The sequence below is a fragment of the Caballeronia sp. A2-2 genome (assembly GCF_057612605.2).
The window spans coordinates 146,270-171,580 of record NZ_CM172588.1; the positions used below are offsets into that span (position 1 = coordinate 146,270).

Here is a 25,311-nt window from a genome sequence, read left to right on the forward strand (position 1 = left end):
AGACGCAGCGCAGTCTGTGCGCTGACGCTCGTCCTCGCCGTCTCGTGCTGGGCAAGCAGGTTTCGTGCCGCAACTGTCAATGCTCAGACCGAAGCGCGGACGTTCGGTCAGTTCACCGTATCGATTTACGGATACACGCTGGCCGTCATGGTCAGCAACACGCAGCCGACCAATATGCGCAACGGCATGCTGATGAGCGCATGACGCAACGAGGTTGTGCCTGCATGCCGTGCGCGCGCCGAGCGCGACAGGCGACGATGATCGCAGTGCGGGCATACATGCGCCCCCGCCGCCACGGACCTGCCGCAGCGTCTGCATACCACGAGCCGATGACCAGCGAAGAGATGTCCGTTCATGAAGGTTCATCCACGGTTCGTTTGACGGCACGATGCGCGTCGGTATCTTCACGATTGATATTAGCTCGTCTTAATGTGTAAGGATATGAACAAAAAACAAAGCGCCGCGTGAGACTCACGCGGCGCTCGTGCATTGCATTAATTTTCTTCAGTTCACCGATTTGAAAGTGCTGGTGTAAGCCGCCGCGTAACCATAATTCTTGCGGTTGCTGGCCCGGCGCGGAATCGCATTGAAGACCGAACCCACCAGACGGCCACCGGAACGCTGCACCTTCTTCACGGTTTCCTCGATTTCCTCTTCGCTCTGAATGCCCGAACGCAGCACCATGACCGTGGAGCCTGCATCGCTCGTGACGATCGCTGCGTCGGTCACGACGAGGAACGGCGGCGTGTCGATCATCACCAAATCGAACTGATCGCTCATGCGCGCCAGCAGATCGCGGAAGCGCGGCATCATCAGGAGTTCGGAAGGATTCTCCGGATAAGCACCGCACGACAGGAACGACAGGCCCGGAACGCCGACATAGCGGATCGCGTCGCCCAGTTCAATTTCGCCCTTGAGCACTTCCGCCAGACCGCCGGGGTTCGACTGCTTGAAGAACGAGGCGATATGACCACGGCGCATGTCGCCGTCGATCAACAACACACGCAGGCCGATTTCCGCGAGCAGCACCGAGAGATTCGCCGCGACGAAGCTCTTGCCAGCCGAAGGAATCGGACCCGTCAGCATGACGATGTTGTTCGGCGCATTCACCAGATCGCGATACAGCTCCGTGCGAACGGCGCGCAGTGCTTCGACAGCCGGATCATGCGGGAAGCGCGAAGCCAGCACGCGCGCATCGGCGGGGACTTGCGGCATGGCGTACGTGTCGCTTTCCTGGGGCCGGGCGTAGGCCAAAGCCTTCGGCTCGATACGCTGGTGCGGCTGCTTGCCCGAATAACCCAGCGGCGCGCGCTCGACCGGCGACATGGCGATCTCGTGATCGAGCATCTGCTGCGAGCGGCTGAACAACACTTCGCCCAGCACCGGCACCGACAGACGACGTTCGACGAAGCTCGGATCGGTCACGCCGATCATTGCATGGCGACGCAGGAAGATGAAGAACGTGCCGACGAAGAAGCCGAGGCCCGTACCCGCCGCGATCACCAGGAGCTTGTACGGCTTGGTCGGATCTTTCGGACGCAGTGCCGCATCGACGATATGCGCACCGCCGCTCGTGCTCGCACGACGCACCGACAATTCCTCGGCCTTGTTCACCATGCCCATGTAGATGGTTTCGGCCACGCGCGCATCACGCGTGAGCTCCGCGTTCTGACGATCCGCCGCCGGCATGTTGTCGAAGCGCTGCTGAATCTGCTTGTTCGACGCTTCGAGTTCGGCGATCTGCTGATCCAGATTCGTGACCTGAATGCTGCTCGGCTGGAACAGCTTCATGGCCTGCGTGCGTTGCAGCTTGAGCATGGCGAGCTGTTGCATCGCCGTGATGCTGCCTTGCAAATAAGCCTGCGCTTCGGGCACCGGCTGCACCGATTGCGACTTCGAACGGAACGAACTCAGATTACCTTCGGCCTGCTTGAGATCGGCTTCGAGTCGCGGCAATTCGCCACGAATGAATTCGAGCGTCTTGGTGTCGTTGGCCTGACGGCTTTGCACCGACGCGGTAAGGTAAGCCGCGCCGAGCGCGTTGGCCACGTCCGCCGTTTCCTGCGCATCGTCGGACATGTAGTTGATCTGCACGACGCCCGTGTCCTTGGTGGATTCAGCCACCTTGATCGACTTGAGCATCTTGCCGATGGCATCGATCATGTTCAGCTTCTTCACAGCGAAATGCACGCCGGGATGGCCCACGATATCGTTCACGAGAATGGACACGCCGTTCGCGGAAGCAGGCGTTCCCACCGTGCCGCGCACGAGCACATCGCCGTCATAGCTCAACTCGTACTGGTTGTTTTCGACGAGCTTGAGATCGAGCTTCTCGTTCTCCAGATCGGCCGGGACATCCAGACGGCCAAGCTGCAGTTCCTCGCCGCCCCATGCATACGAATCCATGCCGAGCCATGCAGGGGAGAGGTGCCCCTTCTTGTTCAGGGCTTCGGCGATCGAGCCGATCACGGGCAGGGCGCGCGGCTTCGTTTCGACATCGAAGCCAAAGCGGCGAACCACCGGTTCGAGCACTGACCGGCTTTTCATGATGTCGATTTCGGCCGGGGCGAGCTGCGGCACGGTCGGCAATTGCTGCGGCGCCTGAGCCTGCTGAGCCGAGGAGATGCCCAGTGCGTTGGGATCGGGCGGGTCCACGCGAACGACGACATCCGCGGAGTAGATCGGCGTCGCAAGGAAAGCATAGGCACAGGCAAGGCCGGCCGCCACGGCGATGAACAGCAGCAACATGCCGATGTGATCGCGGAGCAACCTCAGCATGTCGCTCGCGGTGAATTCATCGTCGTCCTTGACCGAGCGCGAAGATCCGGAGTTGACATAGAGCGTGTTCAAAGGCGGCATCCTCAGTTCAATGGTTATAGCGTTGCGTCAGCGTCAGAAAAAACAAAACGACCGCGCAGTGCTTCCGCGGCGCGTCAGGGTGTTGTGTTCCGGTTTGTGGCCGGCAAGGCTTAAAAGACGTAGACGCCTGAGATTCGTCGGTCCGAATGCTTTGATTCGTCCGAGCGGCTAGACTAATTCAACAGACTTTTATGTCGATTGTGCGAGCTTTGAATCGAATGCAAAGAGCGGCTTTGGTCGAGCGCGTCTTCAGCAGGTTCGACTCCTCGTGAGCCCGAAATTTTTATCAAAGCAAAAAATTCACCGGAGGCCGGGCGCATGCGTCCAGAACCTCATGGCATCCGCTCAATGCTAACGGTTAAGAAAACCAAAAAAAATAGCGTCCGAGTATCTTCCTGCCGTAAGTTGCATGCGTCTGTTGACTACCGAACGTAAACACGCTCGAAACGCCGGGCGTACCACTTTCGACGATTAAATTTCAGGCGATAATCGCGGGTTGCGCCCGCGCTTGACCGTTCGGACTCAATGCATCGGATTGGTCTTGATGAAGTCGCGCACGACATCGAAACGTTGCTTGCGCGTCGAGCCGTCATCCTGAATCAGTCCGTAGTTCCCATCTCCGCCGTACTTCTGGTCGTCATAAAGTTCATAGAGCGTGACGTTTTGCACGTCATACGTTTTCGCGATCGACACGAACCCCCGAAGCGCATTCGGCCCCACCAGATAGCCGTCCGGGTCGGAATAATTGGGCCTCACGCCGTATTCGGTGATCCAGATAGGCTTGCCATAGCTGCTCTTGAGGCGCGCCAGCACGTTCACTTTCTTGTCACCTGCAGCAAGAATCGATCCCATGTTCGAATACCAGTGCCATGCGGTGATGTCCCATTGCGGGATGGGATGACCCGTCGTGCCGTCCGGCTGTGTGCCGGAGAACAGCATGTCGGTATAGCCGTAGTGCAGCCAGCTAAATGACGTGAGCAGGATTTTGGCATCCGGGTTGGTCTCGCGAATGCCTTTGATGAGACCGAGAATGGACCCGCGGCCCTTCATGTACATGGCGTTGTCGTAATCCTTCGGCGACTCGCCGCTGCGATTGGGAAGAATGGTCCAGTTGTCGTATTCGTTGCCCACCTGGTAATACTTGACCAGCCCCTTGAGCGTGCTGCCCGCGACCTTGCCGAGTGCGTAGCCCCGATCGAACGCGTCCTGCTCGTTTAGGCGTTTTTGCGGCTCGAACGGCGTGACCAGCGCCAGCACGCCGATGCACGACTTCGCCGCCATGCGCGCGAAATCCGCCACGCGTGCGGCGGAATCCGGGCTCGACACGTCCTGCGCGTTGATCGTGATGCCGAGGTCACGCATCTGCGCGATCTGCTGGTTGAAGTCGATCATGCGATAGATGCCGCGATGTTCGAGATGGCCAACCACGCCATAAAACACACTCTTTGTCCCATTGCCGCAAGGAATGGTGGGTTGGTTCGATGCCACCGGATTCCCGTTCATGCCACCGCCGCCACCGTTGCCGGTCTTATAACCCGCATTGCTCGTGCAGGCGAACAAAAGCACCGAGGCAGCCAACGCGGCCCCGGCGACAGAGACGGCAACGAGCAGGTTTCGCTTCAAGATGGGGTCCTCGTAAAAGCTTTTTTATTTGGCCAGAACGTCAGACGGTTCATGCGCGGCATGGTTCTGCCCGTCGCGTTCCGTTGCCATGCAGGTCGCGGTGGCTTGCGCCTGCGCATCGAACGCCTCGCGCGAGAAACGCCGGCGGAACTCGCGGCTCAGGCCCGCCATCGGGACATCGCGCGCGGCGAACACGCGTTCCACGAAAGCATCTGCATCGTGCGCGGGAAACAGCAGCGAATCCGGCAGATAGGCATCCAGACCCGATACGCGCGACACCACGATGGGCCGCTCCGCCAGCACCGCCTCGATCATCACCAGCGGCACGCCTTCGTAAGCGGAAGGCAGCACCAGCACGTCGCTTGCGATGATATAAGGCAGCACGTCCGCCTGCGGGCCTTCCATTCTCACGCACGCGTTCAGAAGCGGGCTGGCGTCGATACGCGCCTTGAGGCGTGCGTAATCCGGTCCTTCGCCCACGATCAGCACGAGTGTTTTTTCAAACTTCGCCGCATGACGTTCGATCGCATCGAGCAGGAAATCCTGACGCTTCTGCTTGCAGTTGAGCCGGCCAATATGCGAGACGATGGTGCGGCCGTCATCGGGCAAGCCGAGCGTGCCGCGCGCGGCATCGCGGCTCAGGGTCGAACGGCTGAAGCGGTCATCGACGTAATTGTCGAGCACCATTCTTCGGGCGCCGGGTGCGAGCTTCTTGAGCTTGCCGCTCAAGTGGTCATTGAGCGTGATGTATTCCTGCGGTATGCGATACAGCACGCGCTTGACGATCCACTTGAGCGCGGCGACGCTGCCCGGCCGGGAAGGACCATCGTCGACCAGCGGCAAGTAGCTCACGGCGGTCACGCCCGCCAGGCGCGCGGCGATCAGGCCGGCCAGCCCCGATGCAATGGTGCCCTGAGCAATCAGCAAACGGGCGAGCCTGAGCGAGCGCAGCGTGTCGGTCGTCGAGCGCGCGGCGCGTGTGAGCGCCAGTACGTCGTTGCCGATCGACTCAGCCGTGTATTCGAGACCAATGACCTGCACCTTCGGAAACGTGCGGGCGAGATCGGTCACGTACTCGTGAAGGGCTTCATTCGCGACCGGCACGAGAATGTGCAATGTATCGATTCCAGCGCTCGTGACCAGCGCGCGCATGAAGCGCTTGAGCATTTCCTCATGCCCGCCGTTGATCGCCGAGTCGCAGTAAATTCCCAACCTCACCAGCCTTCCCCTTGTCGGCGTGACCTTGCTTGTTCGGTCACGCCCTGTCGATGAACTGCATGAGCATGCGCGCGCTTTCCGTCCAGCGATACTTCTCAGCATGGAGCAGGCCACGACGTCTAAGGTCTTCGCTCAGTTCGGTCGAGGCAAGCAGTTCTCGCAATCTCAATGCGATATCGTCTACTGAAAAAGGATCGCAATATATCGATGCATCGCCGCAGGTTTCGGGCAAGGCCGCCGCGCGGCCAACGAGCGTGGGGCACCCGTTGCGCATTGCTTCCAGCGGAGGAATGCCGAAACCTTCGTAAATGGAAGGATAAAGGAAGCAAGCGGCGTGTTGATATAAAGCCTTGAGTTTTTCGTCGCTGACGTAACCCGCTTGCTTGATATTCGGTGCGTCTGACAAATCTTCTGCATGCCCAAATATCGTCGCGTTCTTCATGCCGACGATCACAAGGTCGATGGAAGGATCGTTAAGTCTTTTGAATGCTTCAACGAGACGCTGAAAGTTCTTTGTCGGATTCATGCTGCTCACGGCGAGCACATAGCGGCGCGGTGTGAGGGAAAGCTCTTCGATCACCGACGTATCCGGCACCACGATGTCGAGATGATCCGCGGCGAGCGGCACCACGCCGATCCGTTCCGGATTCACGCCGACGTGATGCGCCAGCCGGTCGCGCGAGAAGACCGAATTCGTCAGCACGCAGCTCGATGTGCGCGCGAGAATCCAGAACATCACGCGATACCACATGCGGAACTTCCACGAGAAATGCGCCGGGGTATCGAACACCGCCGCATCGTGCATGTAGATGATTTGATTCGCGCGAAAAATCGAGCCTGAATTGCTCAGATTGACGATGCGTGAACGACCCGCGAACAGCGGCAACACGACTTGCTCCCACAGCACGCCGCGCCCGAAACCGAGCCTGACCGTATCGACGCCCGCGACCGGATCGAGCCCGTCCTGCGGCGGCACGGCAAGCCTCACATGCGAGCCTTGCGGCAGCTTGACGAGCGCGGCGACCAGTTCGCGCGCGACGCGTTGCACGCCAGTGGTTTTCTGACTGGTGAAGCGGCCGTTATAAACGAGCTTGCCCGGTGCGATCGAAGTATCCATGTATCGGTTCAGTATTGAGATTCGGATGTGGTCTCGTAAGACGCGAGTTCGTTTTCGTTCGGTGATTCGTGCGAATAGCGGTCCGAACCAAGCTCATACACCGAAAGCCATTGCTGAAAGATGGCATCCATCGAGAAGCGGGCGCTGGCCGATTTGCGCGCGGCCGTGCCCATGCGAGCGCGTAATTGAGGATCGTCCCGCAGTTGCGTGACATAGCGCATCATGTCTTGCGCATTCGATGCGACAAAGCCTGTCACGCCATGCTGCACGACATCGCGATTGCCGACGACATCCGTGACCACGGCGGGAATGCCCGCGACCTGCGCTTCGATGAGCGCGATCGGCATGCCTTCCCAGCGCGAGGTCTGAACATAGATATCCAGCTCCGACGTGAGTTCGAGCGCGCGTTGACGCGTGACCCAGCCGCTGCAGGTCAGCGATCCCGAAGGCGTGCCTTGCGGCACTTCTTCGTCATTGCCGCCGATCCAGACGAAGCGCGTGGCCGCATCATGAAGTTTCGCTGCGATCTCGACGAAACCCTCATGATTCTTCTGAAAGGAAGCGCGCCCGCTCATGCCGATCAGCACTTGACCGGACGGCTTCTCGACACGCGGCGGTATCTCCATGATGTTCACGCCGTTCTCGATCATCGAGGTCTTGCGCGCACGCATTTTCGTGGCAATCTCATTCAGTTCGCCCGGCGAGCATGCGACGATGGTGCCGCCCATGCGCGCGGCAATGCGCTCGAAACTCAGATAAGCGAACTGCTTGGCGGCGGAGACGTCGCGGCGCAGAAAGGCGAGTCCGTGCGGCGAATAAAACACCCGCGCGCGCGGCGCCGCGATCCTGACGGCCGCACGACCCAGCACGCCCGCCTTCGACGAATGAAGATGCACGACTGCCGGATTGCATTCTCTGAGCTTGCGCACGAGATTCCAGAGGCCGGTCAGATCTTCCTTCACGCTGACCTCGCGAACCATGTTCACATATGTCAGTTTTACCGCTGGATGGAAAAGTTTAGAAAAATTATTGGGCGTTTCTTGCCGGATGGAATGAAGGATCGTGACACTGACGCCCGCAGCCGCCGCGCGGTTGGCGAGCTGTGTCAGCATCGATAGCACACCTCCGCCAAAAGCTTCGGTGATATGGACGATCTCTTTCATATTGAACTCTTCGATTGGCGAATGACCGTGTGCCCCGCGGCAAACACAATGAGAAGGAAAAAGGCCTATTGTCTATTTGTAAAAGGTGTGACACCTGTAAGTACATCTGATAAATACTTCAGCCCTGCGCACAGACCGCGACAACGCGAATAGCGGCACTGATTGCTCCGGGCGGCATCGGCGTTCGCCGCAAGCGCCTTGCATTCCGATTCGCAGATAAAAGAATTAATTCCCGCGAAGGATGCTCACACTTTCAGCCTTGCCGATTAAAAATAAAACTTGTTGCGGGACGTAAATCCAGTTGATTAACCAATTTATTCAGGCTCACGAATCTAAAAATCAAGACTGACGTAAGCAAGCCGATTGGTCATGCGAAAGGCGACGATACCGGCTTTACAGCGGCTGTTGAAGCAAGCGCTCTGCAGCATCCGATTGGTGAGAAGGGGCGTTGAGGCGCTCGCTCGCTTCTTCGCAAAGCGTGAGCAGCACCTGAAGCTCCTTGAGTGGAACCGCGACCGATTGCATCCTGAGGCGCTCGGCGCTGTCCACTAGCTTCTGAACACGCTCGATCGACCTTACATCTGATTTCATGCTGCGGCTCTTTGGTTAGATAGGGTTCCCACCGAGACGATATCTGCTCAAAACGCCGCCGTCCGTGCGTCAGCCAACATACGAGCCTTAGCCTTTAGCGTAGCGCATTAAAAAATTCACGGCCACCTGTGCTTAAAGCATTGCAGGAAGTTTAAGCCGCACGTCCAGCGCCCTTGGCAATGCGTAATGAAAAGATAGGCCAAAGCGACCTTTAGTTCACGGGATCCGTGAAAAATAGCTCGCTAGCGGGAGAGTGAGAATGCAGAACCCTTGTTCATCGGTAGTTGCACGAATCGCGCCCGCTCATCGCGCCGCTCAGGAACCTACGCCTTCGGTGCTCGTGATCGGGCGCTTGAGCAACGGCACCCCCTGCAAATACAAGGTGCTGGCCATGGCGACAGCAATGGTCGTTTGCGTGATGAGCACGGTTGCCGCGGCGCCTTGTTCGCCGAACAGCTTGGCAAGAATGGCCAGCAGCGTGAAATTAAGCACAACCGATCCAACCAGCACGCGAGTGAAGTGGGACTTCATGCCGAGCGGCAACATGGTCTGAACGCCAAAGAGATCGGCCAGGCCCGACATGAGCGGCACGAACGCCATCCAGCGCAAGACATCGACAGTGGGCTGGAATTGCGGCCCATAGAGCAACTTCACGGCAAGCGGCGCGCCGAAAAAGATGCACAGCGAGATGAGCGAGACAATCGTGCCCTGAAGAAAAAACATTTTGCGCAGGAAGGCGAAAGCGTCTTCGCGTGCGTTGTGCATGAGAAAGCTGACACGCGGATAAGCGGCCGTCTTGAGCGGCTGAAGCATGTTGAGCGCGGCGCGAATGAGTTTGTCACCGGCGGAGAAGTAGCCTGCGGCCACATTCCCGGAAATGAATGTGAGCAGCACGATATTGCTGGACGCAAAGATATCGACGAGCGATGTCGCCATGAACACGCTCCAGCCTTCTTTCGTGCGCTCGATGATCGTCCTGAACGAGACGGGCACGAAGTCCAGCTCGCGCTTGAAGTAAAGGTAAGCGCAAATGGCGATGCCCGAGCACAGCGGCACGAGCGTGTTGACCATCATCGCGATGAGCACGTCGTCGTGATGACGCACGAAGAGGTACATCGCGGGAATGCTGAGCGCGCGGCCCACGAAGACCAGACCGCTGATCGGCGCGAGATCTTCGATGCCCTGAAAGTACCACGTGGGAATCAGCATCGAGCCGATCGCCATGCCGAAGCCCACCAGCAACAGCGCGCGGTTCTCGCCGAGATAAGGCACGATGAATGTGAGCGCCAGCAACACGATAAAGCCGCCGGCCGAGATCACCGACTGAGTGAGGATGGTTTCCCAGAACACTTGCGAGCGCTTGGCCCGGTCGTCGCGATTGATCGAGACTTTGGGTGTGGCCGTGAGTCCGAAGCTGAAGTTTGTCAGTGTGACGAAATACTGCGCGAAGGCGAGCGCGAAAGACAGGCGTCCGTATTCGCTCGGGCCAAGCACGCGCGCGAGCCATGGCAGCGTGAGCAGCGGTGCCAGATACGTCGACACCTGCAGTGTCATCAGAATCGTGAAGTTCTTTTTAAATGATGCCATTGAACAGTTTTTTCCCCGGCTTGAGCGCTGCCCGATCTGGATGACGCAAAGTGCGGCCCCGCGCGTGGCGCCCTCGCGTGTCGCCGGTTTGGCGGGCATTTGAATGACCGCGACTCAGGCACTAGGTTCGCTGGGCGAGGTCCGCTGTCGTCGCGGCGTGGGGCTTCAAGAAGTCGGTGCGTTCGGCCTTGGCCTGGCCTGGCGCACGCGGATATTGGATGGAACCTTAGTTAAAACCAAGCGTGACTGCCGCGAACGAATGAACGTTCGCAACGCGTGGCGCACCGACAGTTTGCAACAGCTATTTAAGCGGAAAAAATTGAATTCATCGGTTGGAACGCGCACGGAAATTTTTTTAAAGTCGCTTGACGCGCGATAAAAAAATAACCGGCGAGCCCGCGTTCGATTTTTTTCTCTGGACAATTACACCGTCATCGTTGCCCCATGTTACCCGCATTGGCCACCTGTGTGCCCGCTGCGGGCGCGCGGAGCTCGCGACCCAACGCGCGCTTGACGAGCTGCTTCGCCTGATACCAGCGGCGATCCGCGATCAAGCGCTTGTGGAAGCGCAATTCTCTTGGCGTATCGTCGCGGTGTTCCGCGAAGGCGCGGTATCGGTCGGCGGTCAGTTCAACCGCCCGCACCGATTCCGCGTAGGCCCGTGTTTCCACCCGCGCGGCCTGAAAGCACGCGTACGAGAAGACCTTATGGAACATGGCGAGCCAGAACGGATCGTGTGCGCCGCCATTGCAGCGCGCGAGCGTTTCTTCCGCGCACGTGGTCAGGCTTCGTACCGTGAAAGGCGTGGCCTTGGTCGTGATGCTGCCCGCGCGGCGCCGATAGAAATAAAGTTCATCCGCCAACCGGTGCAGCGTGCGCGCCCGTGCATAAACAAGCGGAATGGCGGATGCATCTTCATAGACACGTCCCGCCGGAAACTCGATGCCATCCCATAGCTCACGCTTGTACACGCGAGCAGCAGGGAAGACTTGATAGACATGGGCGAAATCGAGCAGCGCCGGCAGATCGCAAGTACGCGGCCCGACGGTATTGCTTTCGATGAGCTGCACGCGATCGATCACGCGGCCATCGAGATTGATGACGCCGACATTGAATTCGACGATATCCGCCGCGTGGCGGTCGAGCAGCGGCATGACTTTCGCCGTGAAGTCCGCGGACCACACATCGTCGGCATCGAGAAAGCCGATGTAAGGCGAACGCGCGTGCGCAATCGCCCGGTTGCGTGCCGCGGACACGCCGCGATTTTCCTGCTGGATGACCTGAATGTTCGCGCCGCGCGCCGTGCGCTGCACGTCACGGATGCGCTCGAGCGTGCGATCGGTCGAACCATCGTCGATGACGATCAGTTCGATCTCGTCCGAGCGCGGCTGGGACAACGCGGATTCAAGCGAGGCTGCGATGTAATGTTCGACGTTGTACGCCGGAATGATCACGGAAAGCAAAGTGCGGGGTGTGTCGCTGGGGTCGCGTGTCATTAAGCTCATGTCGTATTGGTGTCTGGAACGGCGGCCGCGTGGGACCTGGGCGACGCTGACTGAAAAGTCAGAGGTGACCCTCAAGCGCGGAATGCTCCGTCGCGCGCACTACAAATTGAATGACTTGCGCCGTATTCTTCATGACTTTTCTAATGAATTCATGACAGCGCGCAAAGTCTTTGGCTCATTCGTCCGAATAGTGTTTTAGCAGACCGATGCATTCTTCGGAAGTTCTAAAAAATTTGCTTGCTATTCTTAGGCGTCGGCTTAATAGATGATTGAAAGCTGGCGTATATTCTTTAGAACAATAATGAATTACGCGCCAAGCATGGCATAGCGATTGCACACGGCTTGCCGGGCATGCGGATCTTCGCTTACCGCTTGTGCTTCGAAGCGTCACATATAATGGTCTGCACAAGCCTTAGCCGCGCCCATTGCTTCTCGTTTCATCGCTGCCCGCCGTATCGATTTTCAGTTCGGCGATACCCATCGCATCAACGATACAAGCAAGGACACTCAACCGTGACAACGTCATTTTCCGGTACGGTCGAACCCGCGAACGCTCACTCAGGTGATGCGTCGATCGCGGCCAGCGACGGCGTGCTGGTGCTGGATGCCGCGCAACGCTGCCTCTCGGCCGACGCCGTCTTCGCCCATTTGTTCGACCTCGATCCGGCCCGTCTCACTGGCCGCACCCTCGCCGAAACTGCATTGCCCGCACCACTGGCCGCCGCGCTTGGCGAAGCTGCGGACGCCGCGCTCGCCGGTAACGGCACGCGCCGCGCGCAAGTTAGCTTCGACGAAGGCGGCAGCGCACATTCGTTCTCTATCCTTGCGCTGCCCGGCGCGGATTGCGTCTCGCTGATCGTCTCGCCCGGCAGGCCCGGCACGGCAGAAGACGAAAGCGCGGGACGCATCGCTCATTTGCGCGCCGAAGCGGCGCTATTCATGCGCGATCACGTGCTGTCCATCGTCTCGCACGATCTGCGCGGCCCGCTCAACGCCATTCATAGCTGGGGCTATGTGCTCGAACGCAAGGTCGACGCGAACGATCCCGCCGCGCAGCGCGCCTTGGCGGGCATTCGTTCGGGCGTCGAGCAGCAGGTGAAGCTGATCGAACAATCGGTCGATACCACGCGCGCCGAAACCAAAGCCGTGGCGCTGGCGTTGGCGCCCGTCGCCATTCGTCCGCTGGTCGAGCGCAGCGCGGCGCTGGCGCGTGCGGCCATCGCGAGCAAGCGCGGCGTCACCATCACGGTGGATTCGCCGCTTGCGGAAGAACAGTTCGAAGGCGATGCCGAACGCCTGCTGCAAGCGCTCTGGCTCATGCAGGCTTTCGCAAGCGAAGCCAGCGCCAGCGGCGCGCAAGTGCGGGTATCGTCGAATATCGAAGGGAGCATGTGGCGCACGGAAGTGCGTTTTACCGCTTCCGCGCAAGCACTCGGCGACCCGGCCGCGCCGCATGTACTGGAAGCGTTCGCACGCCGTCAGGCGTTGGAGCCGCGCGAGGGCGGACGTATCGCGTGGGGTCTTGCGCTGTGCAAGCGCGTGGCGGAAGCGCATGGCGGCGTGTTCGAACAAGCCGATATCGCCGATGGCGCCGAGGTCACGATGTCGGTGCGCGTTCCCGTCGCAGGCATGTAGCGCGATGTAAATTCACTTTCGATTGCCTGTCGCCCATATACTGACGCTTTCCATTTTCAGAGAGAGTTGCTTTGGCTCAGGTTGTCGCGCTCGTCGGCGCATTGTTGCTCGTGGCCCTCAACGGTTTCTTCGTCGCGGCGGAGTTTGGGCTCGTCAAATTGAGGGCGACGCGCGTGCAGGCCATCGCGCGCAAGAACGGCTTGCCGGGCCGTTTGCTCGCGAAGGTTCACGGGCAACTGGATGCTTACCTCTCCGCTTGCCAGCTTGGCATCACGCTGGCATCGCTCGGGCTCGGCTGGATTGGCGAGCCCGCGTTCGCCACGCTGCTTCATCCGCTTTTCGAATTGCTCGGTGTGCATTCTGAGAAGCTCATCGAAACCATCTCGCTGTTCTTCGCGTTCACGGTCATCTCGTTCCTGCATATCGTGGTGGGCGAACTCGCGCCCAAGTCATGGGCCATTCGCCGTTCGGAACAAGTGGGCCTGTGGCTCGCCATGCCGCTCTACGGTTTTTATTGGGCGATGTACCCGTTCATCTGGGTGCTGAACACCAGCGCGAACTTCGTGCTGCGGCTGTTCGGCATGTCGGGCGAGCACGGCCACGACACGCATTATTCGACCGATGAACTGAAGCTCATTCTGCGCGGACGTCATCTGGGCGGCGCATCGTCGTATAACGAGGATGAGTGGAAGACCATCGCGCATTCGCTCGACTTCAGCCGCATGACGGTTTCCGATCTGATGCGGCCCGCGCGTGAACTTGTCGGCCTGCGCAATGACTTGCCGATGCGCGACAACCTCGCAGTCATCTCGCGTCATCGCTTTTCGCGTTATCCGTTGTATGCGGATGCATCGGGCGAACGGGTGATCGGCATGATCCATCTCAAGGATTTGTTGCTTGCCAACGAAGGTCATGGACGCGGCTTCAACTTCAGTCTTTCGAAGGATGCCGATAAGATCGACAAGCTCTCGCGTCATACGCGTGCGGTGCAATACGTCGCGCCGAATCTTTCTGCGCTGGAATTGTTCCGACGCTTTCGCAAGGGTGCGCCGCATTTCGCTATTGTCGGCAGGAAGGGTGCGAAGCCGATCGGCTTTATCACGCTTGATAATTTGCTCGGCGCGCTTGTCGGGCAGATTCACGATGAATATCGTCAGGGCGATGCGGACTGGTCGCGCATGGATGATGGTACGTTGATGGGTAAGGGCAGTTTGCCGGTGGTGTCGCTTGAACGTGCGTTGGGGATTGATATTGATGAGGGGCGGGCGGAGTCGGTGGGCGGGCTTGTCATCAATGCTCTTGGTGATCTGCCGAGCGAGGGACAGCGCGTGTCCTTTGACCGCTTCGATATCGTGGTTAAGAAGATGAACGGGCCGCGTATCGTTCTCGTGCGGGTTTATCCGCGGGAGGAGGCGCTTGAGGAAGCGGATTGAGTTGTTAGCTGATGCTTGGATTTTTTTCGTGCAAGGGGCTGCTGTTGGTTGTTTGGCTTATGCAGTAGCCGCCTCCCCGGCGGGGGGGTAACTTTCTTTGCTGCTGCAAAGAAAGTCACCAAAGAAAGCAGCTTTTTACACCATGCACGATGGCTGGAAAGGGTTGGTCTGGATTAATGGATGCAGTGGCCGCAATAGGATGTCCCTCGTTTCGTTAAGCGTGTGGGCAACCTAGCGATTACGCGCTCGAATACTTCGGTCTTAGTGGACCGCATTCATTCTTTCGGCCATGCGCTTCGCGCGCCGAGAAAGTAAGAACGGAATCCCGCAGCGTATCAGCGCCCAGCCACATCAAACGTCCCCGCAAGATTGCTATTCGGCCCAACCTTGATTAGTGCTCCGACTAAAGATGACTTGCGTTGGGGGCGCGCTTTGCCCAGAAGTACTTACCAAGGTAGGGCCGAATGACGACATAGCGATACGGTGTGATGTGGCTGGGCGCTAATACGCTGCGGGATTCCGTTCTTAGGTTCTCGGCGCGCGCAGCGCATGGCCGAAAAAATGAATGCGGTCCACTAAGTTTCAAGGATTCGAGCGCGGAATCGCGAGGTTGCCCACACGCTTAACCAATCGAAGGACGTCCTATTGCGGCCACTGTATAGTTAATTCAGGCCACACTTTCCAGCCATCGAGCATGGGGTAAAAAGCTGCTTTCTTTGGTGACTTTCTTTGCAGCAGCAAAGAAAGTTACCCCCCCGCCGGGGAGGCGGCTACTGCAATAAATGCCCAAGCAACAGCAGCCCTTTGCACGAAAGAACAACAAAACCAAATACAAAGACATTCTGTCAGGTCGAGTGCTGCTGCCAGCACCTCAAACCTTCGGCACCCCTTCCTCCACCAGCAACGCCACCGGCAAAACCGCAAGCGCATCACGCACAAAAACACGCTCGCCATCAGCCTTCGGCGCATTCGGACTAAACCAGTCGAACAACGCACGCGAATGCAGCGCTTCAGGCAACACGATCGCCGTATCGCCCCAACGCTCAGGGGCCACCAACGGCACATCGGCATCCGCATCGAGAAGCGGTGCAGCAAGACGTGTCGCGATCACAACAGCGAACGCGCTACCCGCATGCCGCGCATACGCGATCACATGCTTCGCCTGTTCGCCTTGCACTTCCAGCGGCAAATATTCACCCTGCGCAAACAACGACTCGCAATGCTTGCGCAATTCAAGCGCCCGATGCACAAGCGCCAACTTAACCCGCCCATCGCGCCAGTTTTCCAACTGTTCGGAAGGCGGTCCTTTCGCATCGATTTCTTCGAGCCACTTGCGGCGCAGAGCGTAATCCACCGGACGCCGGTTGTCGGGATCGACGAGACTGAAATCCCATAGTTCGGTGCCCTGATAAAGATCGGGCACGCCGGGCGCGGTCAGGCGCAATAACGTCTGCTGCAAACTGTCGATCACACCGAGCGGCCCGATGCGCTCCACAAACGCCGACAACTCACGCAGAAATCCGTTGCGCCGCTGCGGCGCGACGATATCGAACAAGAATTCTTTGCACGCGTTCTCATACGCTTCGTCCGGCGCGAACCAACTCGTGCGCAGCTTGGCTTCGCGAAGCGATTTCAACTGCCATTGCCACACGCGTTCGGCGAGTTCATGCACGCCGGCTTCGTCGTCGGCATCGAGCGTGAGCGGCCAGCAGCCCACGAGCGTTTGATACAGCATGGCTTCGGCGGCGGCACCGGGCGCCCAGTCATCGCCCGCCGCGCCGCGACGCAGCGGCGTGTTGAGCGTGGACCATTGTTTGAGCGTGGTCGCCCATTCGTCGGGAATCTCGCTCAGGGAAGCGATCCGCGCGCGAATGTCCTCGCCGCGCTTGTGATCGTGCGTCGCGGTACACAGCATCGCATGAGGAAACGCGGCAAGACGTTCGCTGTTGCCCTTGTGAAATTCTTCGACGGAGAGCGAAAACTCGCCGGGGTCCGCGCCGACTTCGTTACGCGAAATAAGGCGTCCGTAGCGATAACACGCCGTATCCTCGACCGCTTTCGCCGCGACCGGCGAAGTGAGTTGCGAGAACAAAGTCTGCGCCGCGCGCCGCTGCGATCCGCTCGACGGCTGCTGATTCGGATTGCCAGCCGCCTGTGCCTGATTCCGGTCCCGATCCCGTTCGCGATGCCGTTCCGCCGCACGTTCTCGCCCACGCTCGGGCGCGGCGGGCTGCGCTTCGTCCGGCAGCTTGCCGCCGAGCCATTGCGCCACCTGTTCGAGCACGACATGATCGGCGTGGGACAACGTCGCGCGCGCGGCTTCCAGCGCTTGCGAGAAGTAATGTTCGTCTTCCGCGCTGCGCACGCCGCCGACCGGATAGATTCGATAAACCGGATACTGCACGACGAGTTCGGCCACCACGCGTCGAATCGACGTGAAGGTGAGATCGCGCGTGGTCTGTGCATCGCGTGCAAGACGATGCAGCGCGCGCGTCACGCGGTCCAGTTCAGCGGCGAGATTCTCCGCGAGAATCTTGCGGCGCGCGATCAGCGCTTCATCCGCGAAACTGGCGCTGCGTCCCGTGAGATCGGCCCAGAGGGCGGCAAGCGGTTCCGCGCCCGCCGGGTCGTGCAGCAGCGCGCCCACGTCGTTCATGAAGTCGTAGCCGGTGGTGCCGTCCACTTGCCAGTCGCGCCGTAGCGGTTCGCCGCGCGCCAGAATCTTCTCGACGACGAAATACGTGCGCCCGTTGCCATGCCGCAGCGCTTCCGGCCGCTGCACCGAAAGCTCTTCGAGCCGCGCGCGCAAACGCTGGCAATACTCGCGCGGTTCCGCGAGGCCATCGACGTGATCCACGCGCACGCCATCGATCAGGCCTTCGGTGAAGAGCCGGAAAATCAGCGCATGCGATGCCTCGAACACTTCCGGCCGCTCGACGCGCACGCCGCCCAGCGAGCTCACGTCGAAGAAACGCCGCCAGTTCACTTCGTCCGCAGCCGTGCGCCACCATGCGAGCCGGTAATGCTGACGTTCGAGCAAGCGATGCAAACGCTCGCGCCCCGCAGGCGTATCCGGCGAATGCGCGGCAAGAATGGCTTCGATGGCCGCTTTCCCGCCCTCCGTCTGCGCGATGGTGACAAGCGCGGTGCGCGCATCGGCGGCGCGCGGCTGATCAGCGGGCTGAGTCGTCAGGCCGGTGAAACGCTGCGCCAGTTCCGGCGCTTCCTGCAACACCGACGGGTAATCGACCGGACATACCGGAAACGTGTTCGAGTAATACTCGATCACGAAGCTGCCCGTGTCCGCGCGATAGACGAGCCGGATCTTGCCCGCGTTCATCTCCTCGCCATAAGCCGCGCCCAGAAACGGCGCGAGCACCTTGCCGCGCAACGCCGGGTCCGGCGAATGCCAGTCCACGTCAAAAAAGCGCGCGTGCGCCGCGTGGCGGCCCCATTCGAGAATATCCTGCCACCACGCGTTTTCCGAGCCGCCCACGCCCATGTGGTTCGGCACGATATCCACGATCAGCCCCATCTCATGCGCGCGCAGTTTTTCGACGAAACGCCTGAGCGCGTCTTCCCCGCCCAGCTCCGGATTGATCTGCGCGTAATCGACTACATCGTAGCCGTGCGTAGAGCCTGCGGTGGCGGTCGTGATCGGCGACACATAAGCGTGACTCACGCCGAGCGATGCGAGGTAGTCCACCTGAGCGGCGGCATCGTCGAGCGTGAAGTCCTTGTGAAGCTGGAGCCTGAGCGTGGAGCGCGGTACTGTCATGGTGAGTCGGCTCGTTTCGTGGAGTCGGATATGTTCGGTTGATCGGATCGCTTGCGGGCCGTGTCCACGGCCAGCAGGCGGTCGCAAAATGCATCGTCGAAAAACAGCGCTTCGACGGGTTCGGCGAGACGGCGGCGCCAGTTCGGGTGTTCGTCGATGGAGCCGGGCAAATTCGGCTGTTCGGCGAGCGCCAGCAAATCTTCCAGCGGATAGGTGACGAGCGGCGCAGGCGTCGCGGCGACGAACGCCAGCGCTTCATCCACCGGCGCCTGGTCGATGCCGGGAGCATCGACGTCGCCCGGCGCAATGCCGGCATCCTGAAACGCGCGCCACAACAGTGCGCGATCCTCGCCGCGTTCTTCCTGCGCCACTTCAACCGCGTCGCGGCCATCTTCGCGCGCCATCGTCTGACCTATCTTCGAGCGCCACACGATATCCTCGCCGCGCCACCATCCGGTGACGGTCGGCAGGTCGTGCGTCGTGGTCGTGGCCGTCACGCCGGTGTCCCAGTCCTGCGGCGCCTTGAAGCCGTCGCCGTCCAGCGCGCCCTCGAACCACAACACGCGAATACCTAGCAAGCCGTGCTCCTGCAAGCGTTCCGTGAAGCCCGGCGGAACTGTACCAAGATCTTCGCCGACCACGATCGCCCGATGCCGCCACGATTCCAGCGCGATCAGCCGCAGCAGATCGTCGAGCGGATAACGCAGATACGCGCCGTCCTTTGCGGGCATGCCCTCCGGCACGAGCCACAGCCGCCGCAAACCCAAAATATGATCGATGCGAATGCCGCCCGCCCGCGCAAACGCGCTGCGCAGCATGTCGATGAACGCCGAGAAGCCCTGCGTGCGCATCGCGCGCGGCGAGAACGTGGTCAATCCCCACGATTGACCGGCCTGATTGAACAGGTCGGGCGGCGCACCGACCGACACGCCGGTCAGCATTTCATCGCGATACGACCACGCATGACTGCCCGCGCTGTCGCAGCCCACGGCGAGATCGGCGACCAGCCCGATGGCCATGCCGGCATCGCGCGCGGCGTGCTGCGCGTGCATCAGCCCCTTGGCGGCGAGCCATTGCGTGAAGAGGTAGAAATTCACTTCCTCCCGGTGCGCCTGCGCAAACGCGGCCACCGCTTCGCTGCGCGGATCGCGCAATTCGTCCGGCCACTTGCGCCAGTGGCCTTCGCCGTTCGTCGCGATTTGTTCGGTCTGCAAAGCCTCGAAGCGCGCGTGATCTTCCAACGCGCGCCCGCCTTCCTCGACGAACGCCGCAAAGTCGTTGTAAGCCGGCGATGCGCGGTCCTGCGAAAACGTTTCGAACATCACGCGCAGAATCGCGAGCCGCGCTTTCATCACACGCGGCCAGTCGATCAGATCCAGTGCTTCCAGCGCTTTCAGTTCGTCGGCCACGCCCGCTTTTTCGATGGCGGCGCGCGCGGCGGCGGCACCGAGCACGGCAGCCGGATCGACATGCGCAACATTCAGAAACAGCCGCGACGATGGCGAATACGGACTGAACTTGTTCGGCTCCGCGCTGAACATGGCGTGCATCGGGCTGATGGCGAGCGCATGGCCGCCGCGCTTCGCCGTTTCGGTGGCGAGTGTCGCGAGCGCCGTGAAATCGCCGATGCCGCCATCGTCCGCGCGGCGCAGTCCGTAGACTTGCGCGGCCACGCCCCACAACGGCGGCGCGGTCTGCGCGGCTTCGTCGTCATGCAACGCGCGCCAGGCATCGTCGATGGTGTAGCAACGCGCGGGCGCGACGGCCAGCGTCGTGCGGTGATCGTTGATGACGAGCGTGTGATAACCCGGCTCCGAGATCGGCGACAACAACGCCGCCTCGCCCTTGGGCGACGTGAAGCGCCCGTCGATCACTTCGCCGCTTTCCATTTCGATGCGATAGCGCGCGCCCGACTTCGCCGCTGACACCGGCAACGCGATCGCACGATCCACTTCGGCGGTCAGCAGCGGTGGCAGCTTGCGTCCCGATGTTTCCGCATCGATGGCGGCCATGCTTTGCTTGATCTGCGTGGCGTTGCCGCACGGCAGGCCGAGCTTTTCCAGCAGGACGCGCAGCGTGGTTTCGGGCACGCGACGCATTTGCTTGTGCGCATCTTTCCATTCGATCTCGAAGCCCGCGCGTTCCGCGAGCGTTTCGATAGGAGTGGTTTGAGTTGGAGTAGTGGACGCGCTCACGGACGTTGTTCCTCTTCGATACGGCGCGCGTCATGCGTTTGCGCGTATTCCGTCACGTCGCCGGTGATCCACGCAAGGAGCGCGTGGGCGCGCAATTCGCCCTCGGCTGCGCGATCCTGCGCGCGGTCGGGCGTTTCGAATATGAGCTTGCCTAGAGGCGGCTCGGGAAGTTGAACCGGCGCATCCGCGAGATTGAGGGCGATGGTCAGCGTTTCGCCATCGCCGAGCTTCCAGCGTGCGATCACCGCCTTGTCGCCGATCACGCGCGCGCCCAGCGCCTTCGCGCCATGCAGACGCGGCGTGACGAGCTTCGCGCGCACCGCCAGCGCCTTGCGATAAAAACGCAGCCAGTCGAGACGGTCTGCTTCGTTCGTTTCGTTACCCGCGCGCGGCGAGGACAGCTCGAAAGTCCTCGGATCGTTCGGATCGGGAATCTGCGCGCGGCGCTTTTCATCCGTGAACGCCGAGAATTTCGCAAATTCGCGGCGACGGCCTTCGCGCACGGCATCCGCGAGTTCGTCGTGATAGTCGGTGAAGAACAGGAACGGCTGTTTCGAGCCGTATTGTTCTTCCATGAACAGCATGGGAATCTGCGGCGAGAGAAGCAAAAGGCCGGTGGCGGCGCGCAAGGCTTCGCCGTTGGTCAGAGAACGCAAGCGGTCGCCCATCGCGCGGTTGCCGACCTGATCGTGGTTCTGCAGGAACATGACGAAGCGCGTGGGCGGCAGATGCGCGCTCGGCTCGCCGCGCGGCTTGCCATCGTGGATCGGCGAGGGATCGCCCTGATACGCGAAGCCTTCGGCCAGAATGCGCGCGAGCTTTTGAATGGGTTCGTCGCTGTATGCGCCGTAGTAGCTTTCGCTTTCGCCCGTCAGCAGCACGTGCAGCGTGTTGTGTGAGTCGTCGCTCCATTGCGCGTCGAAATGCCTTTCGAGCAGGTTCGCCGTGTTGTTTTCGTTCTCCAGCACCAGATGCACATGACGTCCCGCTTCCACCGAATCACGCACGCGATGCGCGAATTCGCGCAGCCATTCGTCATCGTCGATGGCATGCACGGCGTCCAGACGCAGCCCGTCGAAGCGATATTCGTTGAGCCAGTAGATGGCGTTATCGAAGAAGAAATCGCGCACTTGCGGCCGCTCGAAATCGATCGCCGGACCCCACGGTGTCTCCACGCCTTCGCGGAAAAACGTCTTGGCATACGCGCTCAAATAATTGCCGTCCGGGCCGAAGTGGTTATAGACGACATCGAGGAACACCATCAGGCCGAGGCCGTGCGCCGTGTCGATCAAATGCTTGAGTTCGTCGGGATGACCATTCGACGAATCCGGCGCGTAGGGCAACACGCCGTCATAACCCCAGTTGCGCTTGCCGGAAAAATCGTTGAGCGGCATGAGTTCGATGGCCGTCACGCCCAGTTCCGCGAGTTCGGCGAGGCGCGCGGTGACGCCCGCATAACCGCCCATCGCGCCGACGTGCAGTTCGTACAGCACGGTTTCTTCCCACGGGCGGCCATGCCAGTTCGTGTTGGTCCAGCGATACGCGCGCGGATCGATCACTTCGCTTGGACCATTCACGTCCTGCGGCTGAAAGCGCGAGGCGGGGTCGGGCACGGCAAGCGTTTCATCCAGCCGATAGCGATACAGCGTGCCAGCGCCGCCATCCGCTTCGGCTTCGAACCAGCCGTCGCCGGCCGGTTGCATGTCCACGCGCTGCGGCGATTCATCGCCCGCGCGCTGCACTTCAAGCTGCACGCTCTTGCGCGATGGCGCCCAAAAACGGTAACGCGTGCGCGGACTTTCGCCGGTGGCGCCGGTGAGCGTCGCCCCGAACGGCAGGCAATACGCGTGATGATGCTGATGCGGGTCGATCGGACGTTCTGACATGATGGGTTGCCTGATGGGCTGCGCGAGCAGCGTGATTCCGTGCGTTTCGAGCGATGCGTCGCTGGTCTTCAATGCGGGTTCGAAGCGCGTCCAAAGCGTCCCGGAAGTTTCATTGCGTCGGGTCGATGCCGGGCGGGCGCTGCGAGGTCATCGTCCCGGGGTCGGGCGGCAGCGCGGTCAGAAGGCGAGGACCGTGATGCGCGCCCGCCATCCATACCGCTTGCCAGTCCGCATCGCCCGTGGGCTGCGCGAGCAACACCACGATGCTATGCGCGGCGACCGCCAGTTCGCCTCCGGCCAGCGGCCGTTCTGCGCTATCCGGCTGCGCGCTATCCAAGAGCACGTTCCATTCCAAGTGCGGCGCGGGTGGCGCAAAAGTGAGGTTTTGCGCGGAAGCGTTGAACATGAGGAGGATCACATCGATCTTGCCGTCGATGCCCGGCCCCGCGCGCCGCAGCGTCAGCGCGCGTCCCTCGGGATCCTGCCATGCCTCGATGGCAAGGGCGTTGCCGCGTTCGTCGAACCAGCTCACATCGTAGAGGCCGGGCAGCACTTCACGATCACCGTAAAGGAAGCGCGTTTCGCGCAGGACAGGGAATTTTTTGCGCAGTGCGATGACGCGCGAAACGAACTGCGTCATCTCGATGCCGGCGGGCGTGTGCGCGTCGTTCCAATCTACCCACGAGGTCTCGTTGTCCTGACAGTACGCGTTGTTGTTGCCGCGTTGCGTGCGCCCGAATTCGTCGCCGCCGAGCATCATGGGCGTGCCGAGCGAAAGGAGCGTGGTTGCCATCATCGAGCGTGCGAGACGCGTGCGCAGGTTCAGGATCGCGGCGTCGTCGCTTGGGCCTTCCACGCCCCAGTTCGCGCTGCAATTTTCATTATGGCCGTCATTATTCCCTTCCTGATTCAACTCGTTGTGCTTGTGCGTGTAGGCGGTGACATCCGCGAGCGTGAAGCCATCGTGCGATGCCACGAAGTTCACCGATGCCCACGGTTTCCTGAAGCGCCGGTTGAACAGTTCCGCCGATCCCGTGAGACGCGCGGCGAGGTCCGGCCGCATGCCCGAATCGCCGCGCCAGAAGCGGCGCACGCCATCGCGGTACTTGTCGTTCCACTCCGCGAAGCCCGGCGGATGATTGCCGACCTGATAACCGTCCGGGCCGATATCCCACGGCTCGGAAATGAGTTTGCGCGTGGAGAGGATCGGGTCCTGGCGAATGGCATCGAAGAAACCGGAACCGGGATCGTAACCGTGGCCTTCGCGGCCGAGCGTGACGCCCAGATCGAAACGGAAGCCATCGATATTGAAGGCCGTGCACCAGTAGCGCAGGGAATCCATCACCATCTGCAAGACGCGCGGATGCGAGAGGTTCACCGTGTTGCCGCAACCGGTATCGTTGATGTAGTGGCGTTCGTCGCCCGGAATGAGGCGGTAGTAACTCGCGTTGTCCAGACCGCGCCATGAAACTGTCGGCCCGAGTTCGTTACCTTCGCAGGTGTGGTTGTACACCACGTCCAGAATCACTTCGATGCCCGCGGCATGCAGTTGCCTCACGGCGATGCGCATTTCGTTCAGGCGATGCGTGGAGAGGTACGTGGGTTCCGGTGCGAAGAACGCGGCGGTGTTGTAGCCCCAGTAGTTGCGCAGTCCGCGTTCGACGAGAAAGCGGTCGTTGAGGAACGCGTGGACCGGCAGGAATTCGACGGCGGTGATGCCGAGTTTCTGGAGATGCTCGATGAACCATGGCGACGACAGCGCGGCGAACGTGCCGCGTTCGTGCTGGCGGATGTCGTTGCGCATCATCGATGCACCGCGCACGTGCGTTTCGTAGACGATGGTTTCGCCCCACGGCACGTTCGGGCGCACGTCGCGCGACCAGTCGAAGGCGTCGTCCGTGACGATGCATTTGGGCATCGCGGGGGCGGAGTCGCGGCGGTCCATCGACATATCGAGTCTGTTCGAGTGGACTCGGTAGCCGAACAGGGCGTCGGACCATCGCCAGGGGCCTACCAGTTTTTTGGCGTAGGGGTCGAGAAGGAGTTTGTGCGGGTTGAAGCGGTGGCCTTGTTGCGGCTGGTAGGGGCCGTGGGCTCTGAAGCCGTAGACCGTTCCGGGATGCGCGCCTGGCAGGTAGCCGTGCCATATTTCATCGGTGCATTCGGGCAGGTCGAAACGCATGAGTTCTTTTCTGCCGGTGCTGTCGAATAGGCATACCTCGATGCGGTGAGCATTCGATGAGAAGACTGCGAAGTTGACGCCTAGACCGTCCCAGTTGGCTCCGAGCGGGTAGGGGGCGCCGGGGAGCAACTTTTCTGGAAGTGCGTTTGCCATTTGCCCTTTGCCTTTTGGTTTTGGGTTTTTTTGCTGCCCGGAAACGGGCGGGGTTTTTTTAGTTTATTCGGTTTGGATTTTTGAGGTGTGTGTGGTGTGTCGTGTTGTTTCGTGGAAGGGGCTGCTGTTTGTTGGGCTTTTATTGCAGTAGCCGCCTCCCCGGCGGGGGGGTAACTTTCTTTGCTGCTGCAAAGAAAGTCACCAAAGAAAGCAGCTTTTTACCCCATGCACGCTGGCTGGAGAGGGTTGGTCTGGATTAACCGATACAGTGGCCGCAATAGGACTTGCCACGCTTACCGAGTCGTTTAGGCAACCTAGCGATTGCACGCTCGAATCCTTTGGTCTTCGTGGACCGCGCTCATTCATTCGGCCATGCGCTGCGCGCG

16 protein-coding genes are annotated in these 25,311 nt (G+C 60.5%); 3 read left to right on the forward strand and 13 right to left on the reverse strand.

Features of this window, described 5'->3' with window-relative positions; all coding sequences use genetic code 11:
- Positions 1-125 precede the first annotated feature (125 nt).
- The 8 genes from ACZCWR_RS16950 to ACZCWR_RS16985 all read right to left on the reverse strand — a co-directional run bounded on the left by ACZCWR_RS16950 (position 126) and on the right by ACZCWR_RS16985 (position 10,158).
- Positions 126-356 (reverse strand): hypothetical protein, encoded by a 231-nt coding sequence (locus tag ACZCWR_RS16950; RefSeq protein WP_487304151.1) that lies wholly within the window; start codon positions 354-356, stop codon positions 126-128.
- A gap of 148 nt (positions 357-504) precedes the next feature.
- Positions 505-2,859 carry a polysaccharide biosynthesis tyrosine autokinase gene (locus tag ACZCWR_RS16955; RefSeq protein ID WP_487304152.1) on the reverse strand — a complete coding sequence of 785 codons (2,355 nt, stop codon included), beginning with the start codon at positions 2,857-2,859 and terminating at the stop codon, positions 505-507.
- A 522-nt stretch (positions 2,860-3,381) separates the two neighbouring features.
- A complete protein-coding gene (locus ACZCWR_RS16960) occupies positions 3,382-4,482 on the reverse strand; it encodes a glycosyl hydrolase (protein WP_487304153.1) in 1,101 nt (366 codons plus the stop codon).
- A 24-nt stretch (positions 4,483-4,506) separates the two neighbouring features.
- Complete coding sequence (locus ACZCWR_RS16965) at positions 4,507-5,700, reverse strand: glycosyltransferase (protein WP_487304154.1); 1,194 nt, start codon at positions 5,698-5,700, stop codon at positions 4,507-4,509.
- A 37-nt stretch (positions 5,701-5,737) separates the two neighbouring features.
- On the reverse strand, positions 5,738-6,817 hold the full coding sequence (locus tag ACZCWR_RS16970) for a glycosyltransferase family 4 protein (RefSeq protein WP_487304155.1): 1,080 nt from the start codon (positions 6,815-6,817) through the stop codon (positions 5,738-5,740).
- An 8-nt stretch (positions 6,818-6,825) separates the two neighbouring features.
- Positions 6,826-7,980: a glycosyltransferase gene (locus ACZCWR_RS16975; RefSeq protein ID WP_487304156.1), complete on the reverse strand. Its 1,155-nt coding sequence runs from the start codon at positions 7,978-7,980 to the stop codon at positions 6,826-6,828.
- Positions 7,981-8,373: 393 nt separating this feature from the next.
- Positions 8,374-8,571 (reverse strand): hypothetical protein, encoded by a 198-nt coding sequence (locus ACZCWR_RS16980; RefSeq protein WP_487304157.1) that lies wholly within the window; start codon positions 8,569-8,571, stop codon positions 8,374-8,376.
- 315 nt (positions 8,572-8,886) lie between these two features.
- Entirely contained in the window at positions 8,887-10,158 is a 1,272-nt protein-coding gene (locus ACZCWR_RS16985; protein WP_487304158.1) for a flippase, read from the reverse strand.
- 103 nt (positions 10,159-10,261) lie between these two features.
- Between ACZCWR_RS16985 and ACZCWR_RS16990 the strand changes: the two genes are divergently transcribed.
- Entirely contained in the window at positions 10,262-10,537 is a 276-nt protein-coding gene (locus ACZCWR_RS16990) for a hypothetical protein (RefSeq protein WP_487304159.1), read from the forward strand.
- A gap of 52 nt (positions 10,538-10,589) precedes the next feature.
- On the opposite strand, the gene ACZCWR_RS16995 is transcribed toward ACZCWR_RS16990, so the two are convergent.
- The gene (locus ACZCWR_RS16995; RefSeq protein ID WP_488876493.1) at positions 10,590-11,663 is read right to left on the reverse strand and encodes a glycosyltransferase family 2 protein; all 1,074 of its coding nucleotides are present in this window, start codon (positions 11,661-11,663) and stop codon (positions 10,590-10,592) included.
- A gap of 513 nt (positions 11,664-12,176) precedes the next feature.
- On the opposite strand from ACZCWR_RS16995, the gene ACZCWR_RS17000 reads away from it, so the two are divergent.
- Positions 12,177-13,298 carry a sensor histidine kinase gene (locus ACZCWR_RS17000; protein WP_487304161.1) on the forward strand — a complete coding sequence of 374 codons (1,122 nt, stop codon included), beginning with the start codon at positions 12,177-12,179 and terminating at the stop codon, positions 13,296-13,298.
- A 71-nt stretch (positions 13,299-13,369) separates the two neighbouring features.
- A complete protein-coding gene (locus tag ACZCWR_RS17005; RefSeq protein ID WP_487304162.1) occupies positions 13,370-14,731 on the forward strand; it encodes a hemolysin family protein in 1,362 nt (453 codons plus the stop codon).
- Between the two features lie 871 nt (positions 14,732-15,602).
- On the opposite strand, the gene treY is transcribed toward ACZCWR_RS17005, so the two are convergent.
- From treY to glgX, 4 genes are all read right to left on the reverse strand, one after another.
- Positions 15,603-18,509: a malto-oligosyltrehalose synthase gene (gene treY, locus ACZCWR_RS17010; protein WP_487304163.1), complete on the reverse strand. Its 2,907-nt coding sequence runs from the start codon at positions 18,507-18,509 to the stop codon at positions 15,603-15,605.
- Positions 18,506-20,704 (reverse strand): 4-alpha-glucanotransferase, encoded by a 2,199-nt coding sequence (malQ, locus tag ACZCWR_RS17015; protein ID WP_487304164.1) that lies wholly within the window; start codon positions 20,702-20,704, stop codon positions 18,506-18,508. Before malQ ends, treY begins: the two co-directional genes overlap by 4 nt.
- A complete protein-coding gene (gene treZ / locus ACZCWR_RS17020; protein WP_487304724.1) occupies positions 20,701-22,590 on the reverse strand; it encodes a malto-oligosyltrehalose trehalohydrolase in 1,890 nt (629 codons plus the stop codon). Before treZ ends, malQ begins: the two co-directional genes overlap by 4 nt.
- A 109-nt stretch (positions 22,591-22,699) precedes the next feature.
- Entirely contained in the window at positions 22,700-24,925 is a 2,226-nt protein-coding gene (glgX, locus tag ACZCWR_RS17025; RefSeq protein ID WP_487304165.1) for a glycogen debranching protein GlgX, read from the reverse strand.
- Positions 24,926-25,311 lie beyond the last annotated feature (386 nt).